At 70.0% G+C, this 24,619-nt stretch carries 21 protein-coding genes; 5 read left to right on the top strand and 16 right to left on the bottom strand.

Annotated elements, in window-relative coordinates; translation table 11 throughout:
- Nucleotides 1-94 precede the first annotated feature (94 nt).
- The 4 genes from M8H82_RS00880 to M8H82_RS00865 form a co-directional block, all read right to left on the bottom strand.
- A complete protein-coding gene (locus M8H82_RS00880; RefSeq protein ID WP_250070316.1) occupies nt 95-1,732 on the bottom strand; it encodes a cytochrome bc complex cytochrome b subunit in 1,638 nt (545 codons plus the stop codon).
- On the bottom strand, nt 1,729-2,784 hold the full coding sequence (locus M8H82_RS00875) for a ubiquinol-cytochrome c reductase iron-sulfur subunit (protein ID WP_250070315.1): 1,056 nt from the start codon (nt 2,782-2,784) through the stop codon (nt 1,729-1,731). The genes M8H82_RS00880 and M8H82_RS00875 overlap by 4 nt, the downstream gene beginning before the upstream one ends.
- A complete protein-coding gene (locus M8H82_RS00870; RefSeq protein WP_250070314.1) occupies nt 2,781-3,593 on the bottom strand; it encodes a c-type cytochrome in 813 nt (270 codons plus the stop codon). Before M8H82_RS00870 ends, M8H82_RS00875 begins: the two co-directional genes overlap by 4 nt.
- Nucleotides 3,594-3,676: 83 nt before the next feature.
- A complete protein-coding gene (locus M8H82_RS00865) occupies nt 3,677-4,297 on the bottom strand; it encodes a heme-copper oxidase subunit III (RefSeq protein ID WP_250070313.1) in 621 nt (206 codons plus the stop codon).
- A gap of 178 nt (nt 4,298-4,475) precedes the next feature.
- Here M8H82_RS00865 and M8H82_RS00860 point away from each other — a divergent pair, with 178 nt between their 5' ends.
- A complete protein-coding gene (locus M8H82_RS00860) occupies nt 4,476-4,877 on the top strand; it encodes a hypothetical protein (RefSeq protein WP_250070312.1) in 402 nt (133 codons plus the stop codon).
- A gap of 15 nt (nt 4,878-4,892) precedes the next feature.
- On the opposite strand, the gene M8H82_RS00855 is transcribed toward M8H82_RS00860, so the two are convergent.
- The 4 genes from M8H82_RS00855 to coxB all read right to left on the bottom strand — a co-directional run bounded on the left by M8H82_RS00855 (nt 4,893) and on the right by coxB (nt 9,369).
- Entirely contained in the window at nt 4,893-6,155 is a 1,263-nt protein-coding gene (locus M8H82_RS00855; RefSeq protein WP_250070311.1) for an Ig-like domain-containing protein, read from the bottom strand.
- Between the two features lie 129 nt (nt 6,156-6,284).
- Nucleotides 6,285-6,683: a cytochrome c oxidase subunit 4 gene (locus M8H82_RS00850; protein WP_250070310.1), complete on the bottom strand. Its 399-nt coding sequence runs from the start codon at nt 6,681-6,683 to the stop codon at nt 6,285-6,287.
- Nucleotides 6,680-8,413 carry a cytochrome c oxidase subunit I gene (gene ctaD / locus M8H82_RS00845; protein WP_250070309.1) on the bottom strand — a complete coding sequence of 578 codons (1,734 nt, stop codon included), beginning with the start codon at nt 8,411-8,413 and terminating at the stop codon, nt 6,680-6,682. Before ctaD ends, M8H82_RS00850 begins: the two co-directional genes overlap by 4 nt.
- Nucleotides 8,410-9,369 carry a cytochrome c oxidase subunit II gene (coxB, locus tag M8H82_RS00840; RefSeq protein WP_250070308.1) on the bottom strand — a complete coding sequence of 320 codons (960 nt, stop codon included), beginning with the start codon at nt 9,367-9,369 and terminating at the stop codon, nt 8,410-8,412. Before coxB ends, ctaD begins: the two co-directional genes overlap by 4 nt.
- A 242-nt stretch (nt 9,370-9,611) precedes the next feature.
- Here coxB and M8H82_RS00835 point away from each other — a divergent pair, with 242 nt between their 5' ends.
- Nucleotides 9,612-10,988: a cysteine desulfurase/sulfurtransferase TusA family protein gene (locus tag M8H82_RS00835; RefSeq protein ID WP_250070307.1), complete on the top strand. Its 1,377-nt coding sequence runs from the start codon at nt 9,612-9,614 to the stop codon at nt 10,986-10,988.
- A 1-nt stretch (nt 10,989) separates the two neighbouring features.
- On the opposite strand, the gene M8H82_RS00830 is transcribed toward M8H82_RS00835, so the two are convergent.
- Nucleotides 10,990-11,964 (bottom strand): carbohydrate kinase family protein, encoded by a 975-nt coding sequence (locus M8H82_RS00830; protein ID WP_250070306.1) that lies wholly within the window; start codon nt 11,962-11,964, stop codon nt 10,990-10,992.
- A 134-nt stretch (nt 11,965-12,098) separates the two neighbouring features.
- Between M8H82_RS00830 and M8H82_RS00825 the strand changes: the two genes are divergently transcribed.
- On the top strand, nt 12,099-12,308 hold the full coding sequence (locus M8H82_RS00825; RefSeq protein ID WP_250070305.1) for a hypothetical protein: 210 nt from the start codon (nt 12,099-12,101) through the stop codon (nt 12,306-12,308).
- 94 nt (nt 12,309-12,402) lie between these two features.
- Nucleotides 12,403-13,983 (top strand): hypothetical protein, encoded by a 1,581-nt coding sequence (locus M8H82_RS00820; protein ID WP_250070304.1) that lies wholly within the window; start codon nt 12,403-12,405, stop codon nt 13,981-13,983.
- Between the two features lie 72 nt (nt 13,984-14,055).
- On the opposite strand, the gene M8H82_RS00815 is transcribed toward M8H82_RS00820, so the two are convergent.
- A complete protein-coding gene (locus M8H82_RS00815; protein ID WP_250070303.1) occupies nt 14,056-14,412 on the bottom strand; it encodes an iron-sulfur cluster assembly accessory protein in 357 nt (118 codons plus the stop codon).
- 325 nt (nt 14,413-14,737) lie between these two features.
- On the opposite strand from M8H82_RS00815, the gene nadA reads away from it, so the two are divergent.
- Nucleotides 14,738-15,922: a quinolinate synthase NadA gene (gene nadA / locus M8H82_RS00810; RefSeq protein WP_250070302.1), complete on the top strand. Its 1,185-nt coding sequence runs from the start codon at nt 14,738-14,740 to the stop codon at nt 15,920-15,922.
- 30 nt (nt 15,923-15,952) lie between these two features.
- On the opposite strand, the gene M8H82_RS00805 is transcribed toward nadA, so the two are convergent.
- The 6 genes from M8H82_RS00805 to M8H82_RS00780 form a co-directional block, all read right to left on the bottom strand.
- Nucleotides 15,953-18,184, bottom strand: coding sequence for a protein kinase (locus tag M8H82_RS00805; RefSeq protein ID WP_250070301.1), 2,232 nt, complete (start codon nt 18,182-18,184; stop codon nt 15,953-15,955).
- A gap of 88 nt (nt 18,185-18,272) precedes the next feature.
- Nucleotides 18,273-21,374, bottom strand: a complete 3,102-nt coding sequence (locus M8H82_RS00800) for an efflux RND transporter permease subunit (RefSeq protein WP_250070300.1) — start codon at nt 21,372-21,374, stop codon at nt 18,273-18,275.
- Between the two features lie 132 nt (nt 21,375-21,506).
- On the bottom strand, nt 21,507-22,190 hold the full coding sequence (locus M8H82_RS00795; protein WP_250070299.1) for a response regulator transcription factor: 684 nt from the start codon (nt 22,188-22,190) through the stop codon (nt 21,507-21,509).
- Nucleotides 22,187-23,416: a histidine kinase gene (locus tag M8H82_RS00790; protein WP_250070298.1), complete on the bottom strand. Its 1,230-nt coding sequence runs from the start codon at nt 23,414-23,416 to the stop codon at nt 22,187-22,189. The genes M8H82_RS00795 and M8H82_RS00790 overlap by 4 nt, the downstream gene beginning before the upstream one ends.
- 59 nt (nt 23,417-23,475) lie before the next feature.
- Nucleotides 23,476-23,754: a hypothetical protein gene (locus M8H82_RS00785; RefSeq protein WP_250070297.1), complete on the bottom strand. Its 279-nt coding sequence runs from the start codon at nt 23,752-23,754 to the stop codon at nt 23,476-23,478.
- A 22-nt stretch (nt 23,755-23,776) separates the two neighbouring features.
- On the bottom strand, nt 23,777-24,562 hold the full coding sequence (locus M8H82_RS00780) for a PspA/IM30 family protein (protein WP_284048342.1): 786 nt from the start codon (nt 24,560-24,562) through the stop codon (nt 23,777-23,779).
- Between the last annotated feature and the right edge of the window lie 57 nt (nt 24,563-24,619).

The following is a 24,619-nucleotide window of genomic DNA, read 5'->3' as shown; positions in this document are numbered from 1 at the left end:
GTGTGGTCCCCACCCTATCCAGCCCCGGACACGGCGAAGGGCCCCGTCCGTACACCGGACGGGGCCCTTCGCCGTGGCGTGGCGTGCGCAGTGATCAGTGGTGGCCGTGGCCGCTCGTGATCTCCTTGTACTCCTCGACGGTCGGCTTCGGAATCTGGGCCTCCTCGCCGAAGTACGCCTTGCTGAGCTTGGCGCGCAGCTTCTCGGAGCCCTTCACCTTGCGCTCGACACCGTTCTCGTCGACCGTCGGGCCGATCTCGGCCGGCTTGTACTGCTCGTGCGCGGTGAGGGTGTGCAGCTGCTCCTGGCTGAGCGGCTCGTGCACCTCGATGAACTCACCGTGCGGCAGGCGCTTGATGATGCCCGACTCGCGGCCGTGCAGCACCTTGTCCCGGTCCCGGCGCTGGAGGCCGAGGCAGATCCGCTTGGTGACGATGAAGGCGATGACCGGGCCGACGAAGAACCCGATGCGGACGAACCAGGTGATGGCGTTGATCGACATGTGGAAGTGGGTGGCCCACAGGTCGTTTCCACCACCGATCAGCAGGATCATGTACCAGGTGATCCACGCGACACCGAAGGCGGTACGGGTCGGCGCGTTGCGCGGGCGGTCCAGGATGTGGTGCTCGCGCTTGTCGCCGGTGACCCAGGCCTCGATGAACGGGTAGACCGCGATGGCGACCAGGACCAGCGGGAAGATCATCAGCGGGATGAACACACCCAGGACGAGCGTGTGACCCCAGAAGTTGATCTCCCAGCCCGGCATCACACGGATCAGGCCCTCGGAGAAGCCCATGTACCAGTCGGGCTGGGCGCCGGTGGACACCTGGTCCGGACGGTAGGGACCCAGGGCCCAGATCGGGTTGATCGTGGCGATCGCCGAGATGACCGCGATGACACCGAAGACCAGGAAGAAGAAGCCTCCGGCCTTGGCCATGTAGACCGGCAGCAGCGGCATGCCGACGACGTTCTTGTTGGTCTTGCCGGGACCCGCGTACTGCGTGTGCTTGTGGTAGACGACCAGGATCAGGTGGGCGACCACCAGGCCGAGCATGATGCCCGGCAGCAGCAGGATGTGCACCGAGTAGAAGCGGGCCACGAAGTCGCCGCCCGGGAACTCCCCGCCGAAGAGGAAGAACGACAGGTACGTGCCGACGATGGGCACGGACAGGACCGCGCCCTCCATGAAGCGGACACCGGTGCCGGAGAGCAGGTCGTCCGGGAGCGAGTAACCGGTGAAGCCGGTGAACATGCCGAGGACGAACAGCAGGAAGCCGAACAGCCAGTTGATCTCACGCGGCTTGCGGAACGCGCCGGTGAAGAACACGCGCATCATGTGCACGAACATGCCGGCCAGGAAGATCAGCGCGGCCCAGTGGTGGATCTGCCGGATCAGCAGACCACCGCGCACATCGAAGGAGATGTGCATGGTCGAGTTGAACGCCTCGGACATCAGCTGGCCCTGCAGCGGGACGTAGCTGCCGTGGTACTCCACCTCGTTCATCGACGGGTGGAAGAACAGCGTCAGGTACACACCCGTGAGGATGATGATGATGAAGCTGTAGAGGCAGACCTCACCCAGCATGAACGACCAGTGGTCGGGGAAGATCTTGCGCATGTTGGCCTTGGCCAGGCCGTAGATGCCCAGCCGGCCGTCGGCCCAGTCGGCGACTCGCTCGCCGGCCGGCGCCTTCCCGCGTGCGCGGGACTCTGTGGTCTCTGAAGTGCTCATCCGCGCTCCCAGAAGGCAGGACCGACGGGCTCATCGAAGTCGCCGAGCGCCTCGAGGTAGCCCTCGTCGTTCACACCGATGCGCAGCTGCGGCAGGGCGTGACCGGCGGGACCGAAGATCACTCGGGCACCGTCGGAGAGGTCGAAGGTGGACTGGTGGCAGGGGCACAGCGCGTGGTGCGTCTGCTGCTCGTACAGGGAGATCGGGCAACCGACGTGGGTGCAGATCTTCGAGTACGCGACGATGCCCTCGTGCGACCACTCGAGTTCGCGCTTGTCCTTGATGTTGTCCGGCTGGATGCGGACGATCATCAGGGCCGCCTTGGCGATCTCCTTCTGGAAGTCGTGGTCGTGCTCCTCCAGGCCCTCCGGCTTGGCGAAGGTGAGGGAGCCGACCGCGACGTCCGAGGGACGCAGCGGCTCGTTGGTGTTCATGTTGACGAGCAGCTTGCCCTTGGACCACAGGGTGTGGCGCAGCGAGGTGCCGGGCAGCGGACCGAGGTCGCGCAGCAGGACGACACCGGAGAGCGGGAACAGGGCCAGCGCGCCGAACATCGTGTTCCGGATCAGCTTGCGGCGGCCGAGCGCGGACTCCTTGGCGCCCTCCGCGAAGTCGGCCAGAACCTTGGCCTTGACCTCCGGCGGCGACTGGACCGCGTGGCGGTCCTCGGCGACCTCGACGTCCGACATCAGGGTGCGGGCCCAGTGGACCGCGCCCGCGCCGATGCAGAACAGCGAGATGCCGAGCGTCATGCCCAGCGCGAAGTTCAGCGCGCTGACGTGCCCGATCGGGAAGATGTAGACCGACTTGTCGACCGGGATCGCCACGTAGGCGGCGATGAAGGCGACGGTGGCCAGCATCGACACCACGAACAGCATGGCGACGGCACGTTCGGACCGCTTGGCGGCCCGCTCGTCGATGTCCTGGATCCGGTGCTCGTGGGGCGGCAGACCGGGATCCGCGAACGGGTCCTTGTCGTCCGCGACGCTCACCGCGCCGTGTGCGTCCTGCTCAGCGGGCAGGTTCTTCTCTGGAATGTCTTGGCTACTCATGACTTCTTGGCCTTTGCGGTCCGAGCGGCGACCCAGACGGCGACCGCGATCAGCGCGCCGAGCCCGAAGACCCAGGCGAACAGGCCTTCGGCGACCGGACCGAGTCCGCCCAGCTCAAGGCCACCGGGGCTCTCGGTGTCGTCGCTGTTGACCGCGTCGAGGTACGCGATGATGTCCTTCTTGTTCTGCTCCGACAGCGTCGTGTCGGGGAAGGAGGGCATGTTCTGCGGGCCGGTCTGCATGGCCTCGTAGATGTGCTTCGGGTCGACGTCGTCGAGCGGAGGCGCGTACTTGCCGTGGGTCAGCGCACCGCCCTTGCCGGTGAAGTTGTGGCACTGCGCGCAGTTGGTGCGGAACAGGTCGCCGCCCTTGGCGATGTCGGCGCCCTCGGGGCCGTACTCCGCCTCGGTCGGGATGGACGGACCGGCGCCCAGGGAGGCGACGTACGCCGCGAGCTGGTCGATCTCGGCCTGCGAGTAGACGACCGGCTTCTCCGGCGCCTGGGCGCTCTGGGAGGTCGCGGCCGGCATGCGGCCGGTGCCCACCTGGAAGTCCACGGCCGCGGCGCCGACGCCCACCAGAGGCGGACCGTCGGAGGTGCCCTGACCGCCGGTTCCGTGGCAGCTGGCGCAGCCGACGGCGTAGAGCTTCTTGCCCTCGTCGATGGCCAGGGACTGGGCGGTTTCCTCAGCCTGCGCCTTGCCCGTGGGCGCGACAAAGGCGTACAGCCCCCCAGTGGCCGCCAGCGCGAGGAGTAGGACGACGACCGCCGCCAGCGGATGGCGTCGTCGTGCGGAGAGCTTTTTCACGGATTACCCCGGTGTCAGGATCTTCTGCGTCGATGCTTCTGGGATGTGCGCTTGCTTGCTCGCAGCGCGCGGGACGGGCCCGGCTACTTGATCATGTAGATCGTTGCGAAGAGGCCGATCCAGACGACATCGACGAAGTGCCAGTAGTAGGACACGACGATGGCGGCGGTTGCCTGCTCGTGAGTGAACCTCTTGGCCGCGTACGTACGGCCGAGGACCAGCAGGAAGGCGATGAGGCCTCCCGTCACGTGCAGGCCGTGGAAGCCGGTGGTCAGGTAGAAGGCCGAGCCGTATGCGTCGGAGGAGAGCGAGAGCCCGTCCTTCTTCACCAGCTCGGTGTACTCGTAGACCTGGCCGCCGATGAAGATCGCACCCATCACGAAGGTGACGATGAACCACATCCGGAGCTTCTTCACGTCACCGCGCTCGGCGGCGAAGACGCCGAGCTGGCAGGTGAGGGAGGAGAGCACCAGGATCGTGGTGTTCGTCGCCGCGAACGGGAAGTTCAGGGCGTGGGCCTTCTCCGACCAGAAGTCGGGGCCCGTCACCGATCGCAGGGTGAAGTACATCGCGAAGAGGGCCGCGAAGAACATCAGCTCGGAACTCAGCCAGATGATGGTTCCGACGCTGGTGAGGTTCGGCCGATTGACCGACGGGTGCGCGTGCCCGGTTTCTACTGTCGTTGCTGTCGCCACGACCGACATTATGTCGGTCGCTTATCCCGCCCTCACTCCGGGGGGTGCCGTTCGGAGTGTTCGCACCTCGTGTACTGCCCGGATGGCCCATCGCGCTGGTGCTCCAACCGCTGTTGACGGCGTGTTCGGAGGAGTAGCATCCGCGGCATCGGTTCTGTCCGTACGACGCTGATGTCCCGGAGGAAACATGCGGCCGACCGCCACGGTGCTGGTCTACAGCGACGACTCCAACACCCGCGAGCAGGTGCGGTTGGCCGCCGGCCGGCGACCGGCTCCCGATGTCCCGTTGGTGGAGTTCGTGGAGTGCGCGACGCCCGCGGCGGTGGTGAGCGAGCTGGACAAGGGCGGGATCGACGTCTGTGTGCTGGACGGCGAGGCCGTGCCCATGGGGGGCATGGGGCTGTGCCGCCAGATCAAGGACGAGGTGTTCAACTGCCCGCCGGTCCTGCTGCTCATGGGCCGCCCCCAGGACGCCTGGCTGGCCACCTGGAGCCGGGCCGAGGCCGCGGTGACCCTGCCGGTGGATCCGGTGGAGTTCGCGGCCTCGCTGGCCGCCCTGCTGCGCACCCAGAGGCTGCAGAGCGCCTAGGGGCCTCCTGGGGCGTCACACCGTCGTCGGGCGCAGCCGTGCCGCGTCCGCCGGGCGGGGGCCCTCCGGCTCGCCGCCCACCAGGGCGCTGCCCTTGCGCCACTTCGCCCAGGCGACGTTCCAGTCCCCGAAGCCGTTGCCGAAGGTCTCCATGGTGTTGCCGAAGGAGTTCACGACCTTGACCAGGTCGCCCTCGCGGACGTTCTTGAAGAACCAGGCCGCGTTGTCGGTGCTCATGCCGGTGCAGCCGTGGCTGACATTGGCGGAGCCCTGGGACCCCACGGACCAGGGGGCGGCGTGCACGTACTCGCCGCTCCAGGTGACCCGGGTCGCGTAGTACACCGGCAGGTCGTACGACTCCGCCGAGCCCTCCGCGATGCCGATGCTGGTGCCGCGCATCCGTACGAAGTACTCCTTGCCGAGGACGACCTTGACGCCGTTGCGGGTCTCGAAGCCGGGTTTGCCGGTGGTGACCGGCATGGTCTTGATGGCCTTGCCGTTGCGGTAGACCGTCATCGTGTGCGACGAGGCGTCCGTCACGGCGATGACCTGGTCCCCCGTGGTGATCGTCAGCGGCTTGGCCCGGCCGCCCCAGAGCCGGTCGCTGACCTTGATGCCGTCCAGGTTGCTGCGCACCCGGACGGTGGCGTGGGCGGGCCAGTACTCCTTGGGGCGGTAGTGGAGCTCCTTGTCGTCCACCCAGTGCCAGGCGCCCTCGGTGGCGGGCATCGACTCGACCTTGAGGGCGCGCTCGACGACGGCGCGCTGGGCCTCGTCCCTGACCGGCTTGCTCAGTTCGGCCGTGATGGGCTGGCCGACGCCGTACGTGCCCGTCTTGGGGCCGAAGGTGACGTCCAGGCGCTGCTTGGTGAGCGGCTTGCCGGTGTCGAAGGTGAGGACGCGGCGGCCGGGGGCTCCGTCCTCGTCCTCGGTGGACACCCGGAGCGTGTAGCGGGCGTTGGCGGCCAGCGGGGAGGTGCTGTGCCAGCGGCTGCCGTCGGCGGCGAGTTCGCCGCTCACGTAGCGTCCTGTGGCGTCCATGGCCGTGACGTCCGTGATGCGGCCGTCACGGCCCTCTGCGGTGACCTCCAGGGGCTTGTCCGGGTCGGCCTTCTTTCCGCCGGCTTTCGGGCCGTTGAAGGAGATCTGGTCCGCCGCGTCGTACGGCGCGGCCGCCAGCGGGTTTCCGTCCCCGCTGCACGCCGTGACGCTCGCGCCGAGCGCGATCACCAGCAGCGTGCAGCCGACGACGGTGCGGGTGCGCGGAGTGTGGTTCATGCCCTCGACGCTAGGGAGCCGCGTCAGGGGCGGCGCGCCGAGTGGTCCGTACGGGGGAAAAGTGGCTGCCAAAAGAGGGAGCCCGGACCCTCCTGACGGAGTGTCCGGGCTCCCTGCGCCGGGCGCGTGCTACTGGGTGCGGTTCTCACCGCGGTAGTACTCGAAGACCCAGCCCCAGATGCCGATCAGGACCAGCGGGGCCGAGAAGTACATCAGCCACCAGCCGACGGCGACCGAGAGGAAGGCGAGCGCGCCACCGGCGGCCAGCGAGAGCGGCTGCCAGCTGTGCGGGCTGAAGAAGCCGACCTCGCCGGCGTCGTCCGCGACGTCCGCGTTCTTGTCGTCCTGTGCCCCGGCGTCCACCCGCTTGGCCGTGAAGCCCAGGTAGAAGCCGATCATGATGGCCAGACCGAACGCCAGGAAGAGGGCCGTCGTACCGGCCGGCTCCTTCGACCACACGCCATAGACGATCGCCATGACGAGGATGAAGACGCTCAGCCAGATGAACATCCTGCCTTGGATCTTCACTTGCCGGCCTCCTTGCCACCAGCGAGGGCCTTGTCACCGTGAGGGGCGTTCTCGAGCTGGTCGAGAGCGGCGATCTCCGGGTGATGCAGGTCGAACGCCGGGGATTCGGAGCGAATCCGCGGCAGGGTGAGGAAGTTGTGCCGCGGCGGCGGGCAGGACGTCGCCCACTCGAGCGAGCGGCCGTAGCCCCACGGGTCGTCCACCACGATCCTCTTGCCGTACTTGGCGGTCTTCCACACGTTGTAGAAGAACGGCAGGATCGACGCGCCGAGGATGAACGAGCTGATCGTGGAGATCGTGTTCAGGGCGGTGAAGCCGTCGGCGGCGAGGTAGTCCGCGTAACGCCGCGGCATGCCCTCCGCGCCCAGCCAGTGCTGGACCAGGAAGGTGCCGTGGAAGCCGACGAACAGCGTCCAGAAGGTGATCTTCCCGAGCCGCTCGTCGAGCATCTTGCCGGTGAACTTCGGCCACCAGAAGTGGAAGCCGGAGAACATCGCGAACACCACGGTGCCGAACACCACGTAGTGGAAGTGCGCCACCACGAAGTACGAGTCCGAGACGTGGAAGTCCATCGGCGGCGAGGCCAGGATGACGCCGGTCAGACCGCCGAAGGTGAAGGTGATCAGGAAGCCGGTCGCCCACAGCATCGGTGTCTCGAAGGACAGCGAGCCCTTCCACATCGTGCCGATCCAGTTGAAGAACTTCACACCGGTCGGTACGGCGATCAGGAACGTCATGAAGGAGAAGAACGGCAGCAGCACTCCGCCGGTGACGTACATGTGGTGCGCCCACACCGTCACGGACAGGCCCGCGATCGAGATCGTGGCCGCGATCAGGCCCATGTAGCCGAACATCGGCTTGCGGGAGAAGACCGGGATGACCTCGGAGATGATGCCGAAGAACGGCAGGGCGATGATGTACACCTCTGGATGGCCGAAGAACCAGAAGAGGTGCTGCCACAGCAGGGCGCCGCCGTTGGCGGAGTCGAAGATGTGGGCACCGAACTTGCGGTCCGCCTCCAGCGCGAACAGCGCCGCCGCCAGCACCGGGAAGGCGAGCAGGACCAGCACACCGGTCAGCAGCACGTTCCACGTGAAGATCGGCATGCGGAACATCGTCATGCCGGGTGCGCGCATGCAGATGATCGTGGTGATGAAGTTGACCGAGCCGAGGATGGTGCCGAAGCCGGAGAAGGCCAGGCCCATGATCCACATGTCGGCGCCGATGCCGGGCGAGCGGACCGCGTCGGACAGCGGGGTGTAGGCGAACCAGCCGAAGTCGGCGGCGCCGTCGGGGGTGAGGAAGCCGGCGACCGCGATCAGCGAGCCGAACAGGTACAGCCAGTAGGCGAACATGTTCAGCCGCGGGAAGGCGACGTCGGGGGCGCCGATCTGCAGCGGCATGATCCAGTTCGCGAAGCCCGCGAACAGCGGCGTCGCGAACATCAGCAGCATGATCGTGCCGTGCATCGTGAACGCCTGGTTGAACTGCTCGTTCGACATGATCTGCAGGCCCGGACGGGCCAGCTCGGCACGCATGAACAGCGCCAGCAGGCCACCGATGCAGAAGAACGCGAACGACGTCGTGAGGTACAGCGTGCCGATCGTCTTGTGGTCAGTGGTGGTGAGCCACTTGATCACGACGCTGCCACGGTTCTGGCGCCGGACCGGCAGCTCGTCCTCGTAGTGGGACCCTGCCGCGGCACCCTGGGGTTCGTTGAGGATGCTCACAGGTTGTTCGTCTCCCGGTTCTTCTCGTGGCTCGTCTGCGCGATGCCGGCGGGAACGTAACCGGTCTGCCCCTTCTTCACGAGTTCCTGAAGGTGCTGCTCGTAGCGCTCCTGGGAGACGACCTTCACGTTGAACAGCATCCGGGAGTGGTCGACGCCGCAGAGCTCGGCGCACTTGCCCAGGAAGGTGCCCTCCTGGTTGGGGGTCACCTCGAAGGCGTTGGTGTGGCCCGGGATGACGTCCTGCTTCATGAGGAACGGCACCACCCAGAAGGAGTGGATGACGTCACGCGAGGTCAGGACGAAGCGGACGCGCTTGCCCTCGGGCAGCCACAGGGTCGGACCCGGGTTGCCGGTCTGCGGGTTGCGCGCGCCGGGGGTGCCGCAGTCGTAGACGCCGCCGGCATCGGCCGGGAAGTCGTCCTTGTAGCGGTCCGGAATCGCGTCGAGTTCCTTGGACTTGGTGGCATCACCGGTGGAACCGTCGACGTCCTCGACGTAGTTGAAGCACCAGCTCCACTGGAAGCCGACGACGTTGATGGTGACGTCGGGATCGTCCTTGAGCTCGAGGAGCTTCGACTCGTCCCGGGCGGTGAAGTAGAAGAGCACCGAGACGATGATCAGCGGGACCACCGTGTACAGCGCCTCGATCGGCATGTTGTACCGGGTCTGCGGAGGGACCTCGACCTTGGTGCGGCTGCGCCGGTGGAAGATGGCACTCCACAGGATCAGGCCCCACACCAGCACGCCGACGGCGAGCGCGGCAGCCCAGGATCCCTGCCACAGGGAGAGGATCCGCGGAGCCTCTTCCGTGGTCGGGGTGGGCATACCAAGGCGGGGGAAGTCCTTGTATGTGCAACCGGTGGCGGTCGCCAGGACCAGGCCCGCGGTCAGTGCCTGCAGCAGCTTCCGCCGCATCGGGCGCCGCGGCGAGCGGTCGGAGCCGTTGGGACTCACGTAGCGCCTTCCCGAGAGTCTCGCCCGCGCGGATTGAGCTGCGGCCTTCTCGCTGGTCGGTCGCCGCCCTGCGTCGGGCAGGGGTTTGGATGTTTATGCGGACCAAACCCTAGCCGACCCTCTCCGAGGGTTCGCGAGGAGGGGTGCCTAGTCGCTCCGTGGCTTAGCTGAATTGGCGGGTGCGGGCAGTTTGTGGCTGATCGCGCAGTTCCCCGCGCCCCTGAGGGGGTTAGCGTTGCCGTGTGTCCTACTTCGACGCTGCTTCCGCTTCTCCCCTCCACCCCGTCGCTCGTCAGGCGCTGTTGGCCTCCCTCGATGAAGGGTGGGCCGATCCCGCGCGGCTGTACCGCGAGGGGCGCAGGGCCCGGTTGCTGCTGGATGCCGCTCGGGAGGCGGCTGCCGAGGTCGTGGGGTGCCGTCCCGATGAGCTGAGCTTCACCGCTTCCGGTACCCGGGCCGTGCACACCGGGATCGCGGGGGCGGTGGCCGGGCGGAGGCGCGTCGGACGTCACCTCATCGTGTCAGCCGTTGAACACTCATCCGTGCTGCATTCCGCCGAAGTGCACGAGAAGGAGGGCGGTTCGGTCACCCGGGTGGCGGTCGACCGAACGGGAAGGGCGGCCCCCTCGGACTACGCGGAGGCGCTCCGGGAGGACACCGCGCTGGCCTGTCTGCAGTCGGCCAATCATGAGGTGGGGACCGAGCAGCCCGTTGCCGAGGTGGCCGGGGTGTGCCGGGAGGCCGGGGTGCCGCTGCTGGTGGACGCGGCGCAGTCGCTGGGGTGGGGGCGGATCGAGGGGGACTGGTCGCTGCTCACCGCCAGTGCGCACAAGTGGGGAGGGCCCTCCGGGGTCGGGCTGCTCGTCGTGCGCAAGGGGGTGCGGTTCGCTCCGCAAGGGCCTCTCGACGAGCGGGAGTCCGGGCGGGCGGCCGGGTTCGAGAACCTGCCGGCGATCGTGGCGGCGGCGGCCTCGCTGCGGGCGGTGCGGGCGGAGGCGGCCCAGGAGGCGGCGCGACTGCGGGAGCTGACGGACCGGATCCGGGCCCGGGTGCCGGAGCTGGTGCCGGATGTGGAGGTGGTGGGCGATCCGGTGCGGCGGCTGCCCGGGGTCGTCACCTTCTCCTGTCTCTATGTCGACGGGGAGACACTCCTGCACGAGCTGGATCGGTCCGGTTTCTCCGTCTCGTCCGGGTCGTCCTGTACGAGCAGCACGCTGACGCCCAGCCATGTGCTGAGGGCGATGGGGGTGCTGAGCGAGGGCAACGTCCGGGTGTCCCTGCCGCCGGGGACGGCGCGGGAGGACGTGGAGCGGTTCCTCGAGGTGCTGCCGGAGGCGGTGGCGTCGGTGCGGGAGAAGCTCGGCGCACCGACGCCCACGACCGTCGTCGCGCAGGACGCCTTGATCGTCGACGCCCTGGGCAAGCGCTGCCCGATCCCCGTGATCGAACTGGCGAAGGTGATCGGGGACGTGCCGGTGGGCGGCATGGTCCGGGTCCTGTCCGACGACGAGGCGGCACGCCTCGACATCCCCGCGTGGTGCGAGATGCGGGGTCAGCAGTACGCGGGGGAGGAACCGGCGGAGCGGGGAACGGCGTACCTCGTCCGCCGGGTGAGCTAGGTCAGCTCAGGTAGCCCTGGACCTCGGCCGCGGCCTCGTCGCCGTACGCCTTCATGAACCGCTCCATGAAGTGGCCGCGGCGCAGCTGGTACTCCTGGGTGCCCACGGTCTCGATGACGAGCGTGGCGAGCATGCAGCCGACCTGCGCGGCGCGCTCCAGGGAGACGCCCCAGGCCAGCCCCGACAGGAAACCGGCACGGAAGGCGTCGCCGACGCCCGTGGGGTCGGCCTTGCGCTCCTCCTCGGGGCAGCCGACCTCGATCGGAGGCTCCCCGGACCGCTCGATCCGGACGCCCTGGGAGCCCAGCGTGGTGACGCGGCAGCCGACCTTGGCCAGGATCTCCGCGTCGGACCAGCCGGTCTTGGTCTCGATGAGCCCCTTCTCGTACTCGTTGGAGAAGAGGTAGGTCGCCCCGTCCAGCAGTATCCGGATCTCGTCGCCGTTCATCCGGGCGATCTGCTGGGAGAAGTCGGCGGCGAAGGGGATGGCGCGCGAACGGCACTCCTCGGTGTGGCGCAGCATCCCCTCGGGGTCGTCGGCGCCGATGAGGACCAGGTCGAGTCCGCCGACGCGGTCCGCGACGGTCTTCAGCTCGATGAGCCGGGCCTCGCTCATGGCGCCCGTGTAGAAGGAGCCGATCTGGTTGTGGTCGGCGTCGGTGGTGCACACGAAGCGCGCGGTGTGCAGGGTCTCGGAGATGCGCACCGACTCGGTGTCGACGCCGTGGCGGTCGAGCCAGGCCCGGTACTCGTCGAAGTCGAAGCCCGCGGCGCCGACGAGGATCGGCCGGGTGCCCAGCTGTCCCATGCCGAAGGCGATGTTCGCGCCGACGCCGCCCCGGCGGACGTCCAGGTTGTCGACCAGGAAGGAGAGCGAGACCGTGTGCAGCTGGTCCGCGACGAACTGGTCGGCGAAGCGGCCGGGGAAGGTCATGAGGTGGTCGGTGGCGATGGAGCCGGTGACTGCGATGCGCACGGCTGGGATTCTCCTGCGGATGCGGAGGCGGGTTGACGATTAACGCTACCGGGTTCGGGAGTGGCTCAGAAGCGTCCAAAACTACCCGATAGTAGATCTTTCTTCGCAGGCCATGGCGTGCCTACGGTTCCGCTATGACGAAACTCAAGGCTCCGGTTCCCGCCGCGGCGGACCTGGACGGCGGTCTGGCGGCGCTGCGCGGCGACTGCGCCCGGATGGCTCCCCACTGGGCGGTTCCCGACCGGACCACCCCGCACCCGGTCTCTCCGTCGCTCATCCACGGGGTGGAGGTGCCGAACAGGTCCGCACGGCTGCTGGACGCCATGTCGGAGTACGGCGACTGAATCCGCCCCCTTACGGGAACCGTGCGCTCATGTGCCGCGTCCCATCGCTGTCCCCCGTAAAGGGGACGCGGGATACGACCCAAGGAGCGATGCGGTGAACACCGAGCGACCCGACGACGACGCGGCCGAGCCCGGCGCCGTCGAGAACACCGGCCCCGCGCGGGACGCCGATGGCACCGTCGGGGCCGACGAGAACACCGCGCGACGCGAGGGCGCCGCGGAGGAGCACGCCGCGGACTCCGGTCCGGGCCGGCGCCGCTCCCCCGTGATCATCGCCTCCGTGGCCGCCGCGGTGCTGCTCGTCGGGGGTGGCGGGGCCTACCTCGCCGCCGGCGCCTCCGACGGCTCGGACGACGGCACGTCCTCGGGGGCGCCCGGGGCGGACACTCCCCCGCCGCTGGCGCTCGACGGGTACTCCGAGGGCTCGGGGAGCGGTATCGCGCCCGGAGAGCCGAATCCGTACGGCGCCACCTTCGAGATCCCCGGCGAGCTTCCGGAGGGGCCCGCGTCGGCCCCGGTGTACCGGGCGGGAGGCGAGGTCACCGCGGACGAGGTGGCCCGGCTCGCGGCGGCCCTCGAGGTCACCGGCAAGCCGGTGCTCCAGGGGCAGGCCTGGCGGATCGGCGGCAAGGACGGGTCGGGGCCGAGTCTGCAGGTGAACCGGCAGGCGCCGGGCACCTGGACCTTCCAGCGGTACGCCCCCGGCGGCGACAGCTGCGAGAGCCCGACCGTCTGCACCGACAAGCCCGGCGGCGACGCCGTCGCCGCGGTGAGCGAGGAGGCCGCGAAGAAGGCCGCCGCCCCGGTGCTGAAGGCGGTGGGCCAGGACGACGCGAAGCTCGACGCGAGCCAGGTCATGGACGCCCAGCGGGTGGTGAACGCCGAGCCGGTGGTCGGCGGGCTGCCCACCTACGGCTGGACGACGGGCGTGACCGTGAACGCCCAGGGCGAAGTGGTCGGCGGCAGCGGCCAGTTGAAGGCGCCGGTGAAGAGCGACACCTATCCCGTGCTGAGCGCCGGGAAGACGCTCGCGCTGCTGAACTCGGCGCCGGCGGACGACTCCCGGGCGGGCATCGGGGGCTGCGCCAGTCCCGTACCGCTGGAGGACGGGGCGGCGTGCGGGGAGCCCGGGAAGCCCGGGAAGAAGGAGACCATCACGGTCGAGAAGGCCGTGTTCGGGCTGGCCGCGCACCATGTGGACGCCCGGCAGGCACTGGTGCCGTCCTGGCTGTTCCAGGTACGGGCGCCGGGCGCGCAGGACAGCTTCACCGTGACGCATCCGGCGATCGACCCGGAGTTCCTGGCCTCTCCGGCGCCCTCCGGCCCGCCGACCGAGCAGCCGAGCCCGCGGCCGACCGGGCCGGGCGAGGAGCGGACCACCCGTGAGGTGACCGCCCACGGCTACACCAGCGACGGCAGGGAACTCACCGTCGCCTTCACCGGCGGGGTGTGCGCCGACTACGACGTCAGCGCGCGCGAGAGCGGGGAGGCGGTGACGGTCACGGTGACCGAGACCCCCTGGCCCGGCAAGGTGTGCATCCTGATCGCCAAGGAGTACCACCGCACGGTGCCCCTGGACGAGCCGGTCGGCGACCGGAAGGTCGTGGGCCAGGACGGCGAGGCGATCCCCCTGGAGAAGCCGGGCGCCCGGCTTCCGGAGACGTCGGCGCGCTAGCGGCCCCGGACGCGCCGACGGCGGCGTCCCCCGGTCATCCGGGGGCGCCGCCGTCGTGACGGGTACTGCCTGTCAGTTGAACGAGTCACCGCAGGCGCAGGAGCCGGTCGCGTTCGGGTTGTCGATCGTGAAGCCCTGCTTCTCGATCGTGTCGACGAAGTCGATGGTGGCGCCGCCCAGGTACGGGGCGCTCATCCGGTCGGTGACGACCTTGACGCCGTCGAAGTCCTTCTCCACGTCGCCGTCGAGGGAGCGCTCGTCGAAGAAGAGCTGGTAGCGCAGGCCGGAGCAGCCGCCGGGCTGGACGGCGACGCGCAGGGCCAGGTCCTCGCGGCCTTCCTGGTCGAGCAGGGCCCTGACCTTGGACGCGGCGGCGTCGGTCAGGACGATGCCGTCGGTGACGGTGCTGGTCTCGTCCGATACGGACATCTACATCTCTCCCGGGTTGTACGGAGACTGCTTGCCGACGGTTGCAACCTGCGGGGCCCCGATTTCATTCCGGGCCGGGCGCTTGTCTTACCGGTTCGTGCGGTTCCTTCTTCATGCTCGCACACCCGCCGCGGAGCAGAAAACGGCTCTTTCGGGAATGAAAGGCCTCTCACAGGGATTCACGTCACATGGACGCTATGGCCATCGTCAAACTGACGTGAACCGGTTATGATAGATAGCGTCATTTCGACGAAAAGCCAGTTGGTGACCCCGCCGGCCCGGTCCCGCCCGGCCGGCGAGCCGCAGAACAGAAAGGGTGCGTGTCGTGACCACCGCCCAGACCCAGGAGCTCGACGTACAGCCGACGCCCCTCGCCCTGCTGCTCCTCGGCCGTGAGGCCGACCCCAGGAGCGAGCGCGGTGTGGAGTGCCCCGGCGACCTGCCCTCGCCGTCCGACCCGAACCTGGTCGAGCGCGCCCGCGCGGCCAAGGAGAAGCTCGGCGACAAGGTGTTCGTGCTCGGCCACCACTACCAGCGCGACGAGGTCATCCAGTTCGCGGACGTCACCGGCGACTCCTTCAAGCTGGCCCGGGACGCGGCCGCCCGCCCCGAGGCCGAGTACATCGTCTTCTGCGGCGTGCACTTCATGGCGGAGTCCGCGGACATCCTGACCAGCGACGACCAGAAGGTGGTCCTGCCCGACCTCGCGGCCGGCTGCTCCATGGCCGACATGGCCACGGCCGAGCAGGTCGCCGAGTGCTGGGACGTGCTGACCGAGGCGGGGATCGCCGAGCAGGTCGTCCCGGTGTCGTACATGAACTCGTCCGCCGACATCAAGGCCTTCACCGGCAAGCACGGCGGCCTGATCTGTACGTCGTCCAATGCCAAGCGGGCCCTCGACTGGGCGTTCGAGCAGGGCGAGAAGGTCCTGTTCCTGCCGGACCAGCACCTCGGCCGCAACACCGCCGTGCGGGACATGGGCATGTCGCTCGAGGACTGCGTCCTCTACAACCCGCACAAGCCCAACGGCGGCCTGACCGCGCAGCAGCTGCGCGACGCGAAGATGATCCTGTGGCGCGGCCACTGCTCGGTGCACGGCCGCTTCTCGCTGGACTCGGTCAACGACGTCCGCGAGCGCATCCCGGGCGTCAACGTCCTGGTCCACCCCGAGTGCAAGCACGAGGTCGTGGCCGCGGCGGACTACGTCGGTTCGACCGAGTACATCATCAAGGCGCTGGAGGCGGCCCCGGCCGGTTCCAAGTGGGCCATCGGCACCGAGCTGAACCTGGTCCGCCGCCTGGCGAACCGTTTCGCGCCGGAGGGCAAGGAGATCGTCTTCCTCGACAAGACGGTCTGCTTCTGCTCGACCATGAACCGCATCGACCTGCCCCACCTGGTCTGGACCCTGGAGTCCCTGGCCGAGGGCAACCTCGTCAACCGCATCGAGGTCGACAAGGAGACCGAGGCGTTCGCGAAGCTGGCGCTGGAGCGGATGCTGGCGCTGCCGTAGCCCGCGAGGGTGTGACGACGGGGGGCGCGCTCACCCCGGTACGGGTTTCCGGCCGGGGTGGGCGGGGTCGAGGGTGAAGACGTCGCCGGCCGGGGTGGCGACGACCAGGGCGCCCCGGTGGAGCAGTACCTCGGGCAGCGGGGACGACTGGCCCGCCACCCACTGGGCACGCGGCTGGGTCTCCCACAGCAGCGTGCCCTTTCCGGTGTCCAGGGCGGCGACCCGCCCGCTGGCGCTGGAGACGTAGACCACGCCGGTGCGCGGGTCGTGGGTGACGGCGCCCGGTTGTTCCAGGCTCGTCGACCCCCGCCACAACTGCCTGCCGGTGCGGACCGACACGGCGGTCACCCGGCCGGAGGATCCGGTGAACCACAGCGTGCCGTCGGCCAGGGTCACCTTCCCCTCGAAGGACTCCGCCAGCTTCGTCGTCGTCCCGGCGCCGGTGTCCGGGTGCACCAGCCGGATCCGGGTGTACGGCCCCTCGTCGCCCCCGAGGACGTGCCCGTCCTCGTTCACGACCGGGTCGAGGTAGAGCAGGTGACCGTCGTGCATCCCGACGAGAATGCCGCGGTTGGGCACCGTCAGGCGCCGCGTGGAGCCGTCGGACCGGTCGAGCCCCACGAGCAGCATGTTGTCGGTGGCCGTGATGCCCGGGACGCACTCCAGATAGAGGTCCTCGGCGGTGTCCGCCGCGTCGCAGTACTGCTCCTTCGGCAGCGGCGTCGTCCAGCGCGCGGTGCCGGTGCGGGGCGAGCGGGCGGTCACCGAAGAGCCGTCGCCGCCGTCGGGGAGGATCAGGAGGTCGCCGGAGAGGTGCGGGCGGGTCCAGGCGGTGCTCACCGCGCGCTGCCAGAGCCGCTTGCCGGTCGCCGTGTCGAAGGCGGCGACCGAGCCCCTGCTGTCCTGCCCCATCTGGGGCCGGTGCTCGACCAGCACCGCGTCGTCCACGACGCCGAGGAGCTCGTAGACGTACGACGCCTGGCCCCGGGCGGGCCGCGCCACGTCCGCCCGCCAGTCGGTGCGTCCGGTCAGCCCGTCGAGACGCACCGGCAGGACCCCGTCGCCCGCGCAGTAGACGGAGTCCTCGTACAGCCGGCACTCCGGGCCGCTGTCCACCCCCTCCGCCACCAGGTCACGTCCCTTTTCCACGCCGCGCCCGGCGGTGGCGTACACCGTCGTCTGCCAGGGCTGCCAGCCGGCCGGCGGGGGCGCCCACCGGGAGGGGGCGGTGGAGCCCGCTCGGCCGCCGTCGTCCCCGGCGGAGGGCCCGACCAGCAGATACGCCGTCAGGCCGAGGGCGAGGGCGCCGACCGTGCCGGTGGTGGCCCACAGCAGGCGGCCGCGGCGCCCGCGGACGCTCCGGGTGCCGGAGTCGGGGTCCGGCTCGGACCGGGTCAGCTGCACCGCCGCCGCCTCCGAGCGCAGCGGCACCGTGGGCAGGGCCTCCTCGGAGGCGTCGGGCCGCAGCCGGGCGAACTCCGCGGCCAGCTCTTCCAGCGGGGGCCGGTCGGCGGGCTCCTTGGTCAGGCAGCGCTCCAGGACCGCCCGCAGCGGCTCGCTCACGCCGTCCAGCACGGGCTCGTCGTGGATCACCCGGTACGCCGTCAGATAGGGGCTGTCGGCGTCGAAGGGGCCCCGGCCGGTGAGGGTGTACACCAGCAGCGCGCCGAGCGAGAAGACGTCCGAGGCGGGGCCGGCCGAGCGGGCGTCCGTGAGCTGTTCCGGGGACATGAAGGGCGGGGTGCCGATCATCTGGCCGGTCTCGGTCAGGGTGTTGTTCTCCGCGGCGCGGGAGATGCCGAAGTCGATGACGCGGGGGCCGTCGTCGGCCATCAGGACGTTGGCGGGCTTGAGGTCGCGGTGCACCACTCCGGCCCGGTGGATGTCGCGCAGCGCCTCGACCAGCCCCAGCGCCAGCCGTCGCAGCGCCGGCTCCGGCAGCGGGCCCACCTCACGGATCCGTTCGGCGAGCGAGCGCCCCGGCACGTACTGCGTCGCCATCCAGGGCCGCGCGGCTTCCGGGTCGGCGTCCACGACCGGCGCGGTGAAGGCACCGCTCACCTTGCGGACGGCGGCGATCTCCTGCCGGAAGCGGGTACGGAAGACCGGGTCCTCGGCGTACTGGGCGTGCACCACCTTGACCGCGACCTCGCGGCCGGAACGCGATCTTCCGCGGTAGACGACGCCCATGCCGCCGGCGCCCAGCCGGTCGACCAGCCGGTACCCGCCGACCGACTTCGGATCGTCCCTGTGCAGTGGCACGCCCCGATCCCTCTCCCCCGTACGTCCGTTGAGGGCAAAGGATACGGCCGGGCCCCGCTCCGCCATGGCGGGGACCCGGCCGCTTCGGTCAGACCTTCACGGGTTCCGGCCGGTCCGGTACCTCCGCCTTCTTCTCCCGCTTCGCCGCGCGCTTCTTCGCCCGGCGCTCCTTGCGGAGTTCCAGCATCGTGTAGAGCGTCGGGACGAGGAGCAGGGTGAGCAGGGTCGAGGTGATCAGGCCGCCGATCACCACCACCGCGAGCGGCTGGGCGATGAATCCGCCCTCGCCGGTGACGCCGAGCGCCATCGGGAGCAGGGCGAAGATCGTCGCCAGGGCCGTCATGAGGATGGGGCGCAGCCGGTGGCGGCCGCCTTCCAGCACGGCCTCGACCACGCCGTAACCCTGGCCGCGGTACTGGTTGATCAGGTCGATCAGGACGATCGCGTTCGTCACCACGATGCCGATCAGCATCAGCATGCCGATCATCGCGGGGACGCCCATCGGGGTGCCGGTGAGGATCAGCAGGCCGATCGCGCCGGTGGCCGCGAAGGGGATCGAGACCAGCAGGATCAGCGGCTGGACGAGCGAGCGGAAGGTCGCCACCAGCAGCATGAACACGATCGCGATGGCCGCCAGCATGGCCAGGCCCAGGTTGGCGAACGCCTCGTCCTGGTCCTCGGAGACCCCGCCGATCTCGGCCGTGGCGCCCGCGGGCAGGTCCAGGGCGTTGATCTTCGACTGGAGGTCCGCGCTGACCGCGCCGGTGTTGTCACCGGTCGGCTTCGCCGTGATCGTCGCGGCCCGCTGGCCGTCGATCCGGGTCATCGACACCGGCCCGTCGACGAGCTTCACCGTCGCCACGTCGGACAGCTTCACCGGGCCCAGGGGAAGGGCCTTGAGCTCGGCGAGCGTCCGCGCCGGCTGCTCCGTCCTGATGACGACGTCGCGCTCGGTGTCGTCCAGGGTGGCCTGCGCCGCGGTGGTGCCGCGCACCGCCTGGGCGACCGCAGCGCCGAGGGTGGCGTCGGTGAAACCGGCCTCCGCCGCCTTGTCGTTGGCCCGCACCGAGATCCGCGGGACGCTCTGCGACAGGTCGCTGGTGACGTCGGTGACGTCGTCCAGGCCCGCCACCTCCTTGCGGACCTTCTCCGCGGCCTCGCGCAGGACCTCGCCGTCCGCCGCCTTCACCACGACGCTCAGGTCCTGGCTGCCGAAGCCGTCACCGGCGGCGACGGTCGTGGTGCCGACACCGTCGAGCTTGTCCAGGCCGTTCTCGATGCGGTCGGTGACGTCCGCGGAGGACGCGGAGTCCTCCAGCATCACCGAGTAGGACGCCTGGTTGGTGTCCGTGCCGCCGCCGAAGGCCGCCATGAAGCCGGACGAGCCGATGGTGACCTGGTAGTCCTTGACGCCCTCGGTGTCCCCGAGCAGCCGCTCGATCTTCCGCACCTGGGCGTCGGTCGCGGCCAGGCTGGTGCCGGGCTCCAACTCCTGCTTGACGGTGAGGACTTCCTGCTCGCCCTGGTCGAAGAAGTTCGTCTTCAGCAGCGGCGCCATGCCGAAGGTGCCGATGAGGACGACGACCGCGAGGGCCACGCTGGTCAGGCGGCGCCTGGTCGCGAAGCGCAGGACGGGGACGTACAGGCGCTGCAGGCGGCTCTGCGCCTCCTTCTCCTCCGCCCGGCGGCGGGCTTCCTCGGCGTCCTCGGGGGTGCCCTTCGGGGCGCGCAGGAACCAGTACGACAGCACCGGTACGACCGTCAGCGAGACGAGCAGCGACGCCAGCAGGGCCGCGGTCACGGTCAGGCTGAACGAGCCGAACAGCTCGCCCACCATGCCGCCGGTCAGGCCGATCGGGAGGAACACGGCGACCGTGGTGAGGGTGGAGGAGGTCACCGCGCCCGCCACCTCGCGGACCGCCTTGAGGATGGCCTCCTCGCGCTCCTCGCCGTAGCCGAGGTGGCGCTTGATGTTCTCCAGGACGACGATCGAGTCGTCCACGACCCGGCCGATGGCGATGGTCAGGGCGCCCAGCGTCAGCATGTTCAGGGACAGGTCCCGCGTCCACAGCACGATCAGCGCGAGCACGACCGACAGCGGGATGGAGACCGCGGTGACCAGCGTGGAGCGGACCGAGGCCAGGAAGACCAGGATGACCAGGACCGCGAAGAGCAGGCCCAGGGCGCCCTCGGTGGTCAGGCCGTCGATGGCCTTGGCCACCGCCGGGCCCTGGTCGCTGACGACGGTCACCTCGGCGCCGGCGCCGAGGTCCTTGCGCAGCTGCGGGAGCTTGTCGTCGACCGCGTCGGAGATCGCGACCGCGCTGCCGTCGCGGTCCATGGTGACCATGACGGCGAGGCTCGGCTCGCCGTTGGTCCGGGTCAGGGAGTCGGCCGGGGCCTGCTCCTGCTCGACCTTCGCGACCGCGCCGAGGCGGACCGGCTTGCCGTCGCCCTTGATCCGCAGGTTCTCGATCTGGTCCAGCGAGGTGAAGCCGCCGCCGACCTGCACGGTGCGGTTGGCGCCGTCCTCGTCGAAGGAGCCGGCCGGCACGGTGGCGCCGCCCGCCTGGAGGGCCTGGGTGAGGGACTGCGCGGTCAGACCGGCCTCGGCCAGCTTCGCGTCGTCCGGGGTGACGGTGACCTGAAGGTCCCGCACGCCGTCGACGGTGACCTGGCCGACGCCGTCGATGTCCTTCAGGTCCGGTACGACCGTCCGGTCCAGCTGGTCAGCGAGGGCCTGCTGGTCCTTGTCGGCGGTGACGGCGAGCACCACGGTCGGCATGTCGTCCGTGGAACCGGCGACGACCTGCGGGTCGACGTCGTCCGGGAGCTGGGCGCGGGCCCGGTTGACGGCCTGCTGGACGTCGGCGACGAGCTGCTGGGTGTCGTTGCCGTAGTCGAAGGACGCCATGATCAGGGCGTTGCCCTCGCTGGCGGTGGAGGTGACGCCGGTGATGGCGTCGACGCCTTCGAGGCTGTCCTCGATGGGCTCGACGACCTGCTTCTCCACCACGTCCGGGGAGGCGCCCTGGTAGGGGGCGAGCACGGACACCATGGGGAGTTCTATGGACGGCAGCAGCTGTTGCTTGAGCTGGGGTATGGCGATCGCTCCGAAGGCGAGCGCGATGATCGACATGAGCCCGACGAGGGCTCGTTGCGCGAGGCTGAATCTGGACAGCCAGGACATGGGATCAGGGTCTCTCTTCTGTTGAGCAGAGCGGCTCCTACACCCTGAGCCATCCGGAACCCCTCATTCGTAGCCCCGAGGTCCCGTTCCTGACGCCGCGCGTACTCCCGGCGCAGTACGCCTGGGTGACGCTCAGTCCACCCTCGGACGGACCAGGCCCGACTCGTAGGCGATCACCACGAGCTGGGCCCGGTCCCGCGCGCCGAGCTTGGCCATGGCCCGGTTGACGTGGGTCTTCACGGTCAGCGGGCTGACTTCGAGGCGCTCGGCGATCTCGTCGTTGGAGTGGCCGCCGGCGACCTGCACCAGCACCTCGCGCTCGCGCACGGTGAGCGCGTCGAGCCGTTCCGCCCGGGCCGGGTCCTGCTCGTCGTCGCCGGGGCCGCCCTGGGCGAGGAAGCGGGCGATCAGGCCCTTGGTGGCGGCCGGGGAGAGCAGCGCCTCGCCGCCGGCGGCGACCCGGATGGCGGCCAGCAGCTCGTCGGGCTCGGAGCCCTTGCCGAGGAAGCCGGAGGCGCCGGCCCGCAGCGACTGCACGACATAGTCGTCGACCTCGAAGGTGGTCAGTATGACCACGCGGACCTGGGCGAGGGACGGGTCGGCGCTGATCATGCGGGTGGCGGCGAGGCCGTCGGTGCCGGGCATCCGGATGTCCATCAGGACGACGTCGGCGCGCTGCTCCTTGGCCAGCGCCACCGCCTCGGCGCCGTCGGACGCCTCGCCCACCACCTCCATGTCGGGTTCGGAGTCCACCAGGACGCGGAAGGCGCTGCGCAGCAGCGCCTGGTCGTCGGCGAGCAGGACACGGATGGTCATACGGTCTCCCCCGGCTCTCCCGTGGCGGCGGTACGGGTCTTGACCGGCAGGATCGCATGCACCCGGAACCCGCCGCCGTACCGGGGACCGGTGGTCAGGGTGCCGCGCAGCGCGGTGACGCGTTCGCGCATGCCGAGCAGTCCGTGGCCGCCTCCGGAGGGCGGCGCCTGGTCGTCGTGGCGGCCGTCGTCGAGCACCGTGATCTCCACCTGGGGACCCACGCGTACGACGCTGACCTCGGCCTTCGCCTGGTTGCCCGCGTGCTTCTGCACATTGGTGAGGGCTTCCTGGATGACCCGGTAGGCGGCGAGGTCCACGGCGGCGGGGAGCGTGGTGCCCTGGTCGGCGCGGGCGACCTCGACCTGGAGGCCCGCGCTGCGGAAGGTGCCGACGAGTTCGTCGAGGCGGTGCAGGCCGGGCGCGGGTTCGGTGGGTGCCTCGGGGTCGCCGGACTGTCTCAGCAGTCCGACGGTGGCGCGGAGTTCGTTGAGCGCGGAGCGGCTGGCCTCGCGTACGTGCGCCAGCGCCTCCTTGGCCTGGTCGGGGCGCTTGTCCATGACGTGGGCGGCGACTCCGGCCTGCACGTTGACCAGGGCGATGTGGTGGGCGACGACGTCGTGCAGATCGCGGGCGATGCGCAGGCGTTCCTCGGCGACCCGGCGGCGGGCCTCCTCCTCCCGGGTGCGCTCGGCGCGTTCCGCCCGTTCCTGGATGGCGTCGACGAAGGCGCGGCGGCTGCGGATGGCATCGCCGGCGGTGGCGGCCATGCCGGTCCAGGCGAAGATCGCGAGGTTCTCCTGGGCGTACCAGGGCAGGGGGCCGGCGAGCATGGCGACGCCGGTCAGGAGGGTCATGGTAAGCAGGCCCAGGCGCCAGGCGGTGTGCCGGTCGGTGGTGGAGGCGACGGTGTAGAGCGCGACGACGGCCGACATGGCGACGGGCGCCCGGGGGTCGCCGGTGACGCTCTCGATGACGGAGAGGGTGCCGGCGACGGCGAGGACGGTCCGGGGGACGCGGCGGCGGAAGACCAGGGCGCCGGCGCCGACGGCCATGAGGGCGATGCTGGGGGCGTCGGGGGTGCGCAGGCCCCAGGTGACGCCGTCCTTGCCGTGCGGGTCCACGAACGAGCCGGCCACCATGCAGATCAGGACGCCGGTGGCGAGCGCCGCGTCCAGTGCGAGGGGGTGCGCTTTGAGGTGGGCTCTGGCGCGGTCGAGGGTGTTCACGGCTGTTTACGGTACGCGGGGTCCGGGGAAACCGGACCCGCGCCGGGAAGCGCCCTCGTTCACCCCGGGATCAGGCCGTCGTCGCTCAGCAGTTCCCGGACTTCCTCCAGGGTGGCGTCCGGGGACGGGAGGATGAGTTCCGAGGGTTCGAGGGAGTCGTCCGGGAGGGGGTCGCCCAGCTCCCGGACCTTGGTCAGCAGGGCCTGCAGGGTGCGGCGGAAACCGGGGCCGTCGCCGTTCTCCATCTCGGCCAGGAGATCGTTGTCGAGCTCGTTCAGTGCGGCGAGGTGGCTGTCGGCCAGCCTCACCTGCCCCTCCCCCATGATCCGTACGATCATGTCGCCCTCCTCGGCGTGGGCCCTACTGCTTGTCGAAGCGCGGGGTGTCCTGCGGCTGCTGCTGGGACTTGGACGTGCCGTTGCCGCCCTCGAGGGCCTGCTGCTGCGCCGAGGTGCCGCCGGCCAGCTCCGCCTTCATGCGCTGCAGTTCCAGCTCCACGTCCGTGCCGCCGGAGAGCCGGTCGAGCTCGGCCTGGATGTCGTCCTTGTGCATGCCGGACTGGTCGTCGAGGGCACCGGAGGCGAGGAGTTCGTCGATGGCGCCGGCGCGTGCCTGGAGCTGGGCGGTCTTGTCCTCGGCGCGCTGGATCGCCAGGCCCACGTCGCCCATCTCCTCGGAGATGCCGGAGAAGGCCTCGCCGATCCGGGTCTGCGCCTGGGCGGCGGTGTAGGTGGCCTTGATCGTCTCCTTCTTCGTGCGGAAGGCGTCGACCTTGGCCTGGAGGCGCTGGGCGGCGAGGGTCAGCTTCTCCTCCTCGCCCTGGAGGGTGGCGTGCTGCGTCTCCAGGTCGGTCACCTGCTGCTGGAGCGCCGCCCGCCGGGACAGCGCCTCGCGGGCCAGGTCCTCGCGGCCCAGCGCGAGCGCCTTGCGGCCCTGGTCCTCCAGCTTCGAGGACTGCGACTGCAGCTGGTTGAGCTGGAGCTCCAGGCGCTTGCGGCTGGTCGCCACGTCCGCGACACCGCGGCGCACCTTCTGGAGCAGTTCCAGCTGCTTCTGGTACGAGTAATCGAGGGTTTCGCGCGGGTCCTCGGCCCGGTCAAGGGCCTTGTTCGCCTTCGCGCGGAAGATCATCCCCATACGCTTCATGACACCGCTCATGGGCTTCGCGCGCCCCCTTCTGACGGACTCCAGCTCCAGCACCTG

This window comes from Streptomyces sp. YS415 (genome assembly GCF_023544665.1).
Taxonomy (GTDB): Bacteria; Actinomycetota; Actinomycetes; order Streptomycetales; family Streptomycetaceae; genus Streptomyces.
The sequence above is the reverse complement of the archived record's forward strand: the minus strand, read 5'-3'. Positions and strand labels throughout refer to the sequence as shown.

Coding starts and splice junctions, on each gene's coding strand:
- M8H82_RS00815 (WP_250070303.1), bottom strand. CDS start 14,412: ATGTCCGTATCGGACGAGACCAGCACCGTCACCGACGGCATCGTCCTG.
- M8H82_RS00855 (WP_250070311.1), bottom strand. CDS start 6,155: ATGAACCACACTCCGCGCACCCGCACCGTCGTCGGCTGCACGCTGCTG.
- M8H82_RS00880 (WP_250070316.1), bottom strand. CDS start 1,732: ATGAGCACTTCAGAGACCACAGAGTCCCGCGCACGCGGGAAGGCGCCG.
- M8H82_RS00825 (WP_250070305.1), top strand. CDS start 12,099: ATGACGAAACTCAAGGCTCCGGTTCCCGCCGCGGCGGACCTGGACGGC.
- M8H82_RS00875 (WP_250070315.1), bottom strand. CDS start 2,784: ATGAGTAGCCAAGACATTCCAGAGAAGAACCTGCCCGCTGAGCAGGAC.
- M8H82_RS00780 (WP_284048342.1), bottom strand. CDS start 24,562: ATGAAGCGTATGGGGATGATCTTCCGCGCGAAGGCGAACAAGGCCCTT.
- M8H82_RS00785 (WP_250070297.1), bottom strand. CDS start 23,754: ATGATCGTACGGATCATGGGGGAGGGGCAGGTGAGGCTGGCCGACAGC.
- M8H82_RS00800 (WP_250070300.1), bottom strand. CDS start 21,374: ATGTCCTGGCTGTCCAGATTCAGCCTCGCGCAACGAGCCCTCGTCGGG.
- M8H82_RS00865 (WP_250070313.1), bottom strand. CDS start 4,297: ATGTCGGTCGTGGCGACAGCAACGACAGTAGAAACCGGGCACGCGCAC.
- M8H82_RS00795 (WP_250070299.1), bottom strand. CDS start 22,190: ATGACCATCCGTGTCCTGCTCGCCGACGACCAGGCGCTGCTGCGCAGC.
- M8H82_RS00860 (WP_250070312.1), top strand. CDS start 4,476: ATGCGGCCGACCGCCACGGTGCTGGTCTACAGCGACGACTCCAACACC.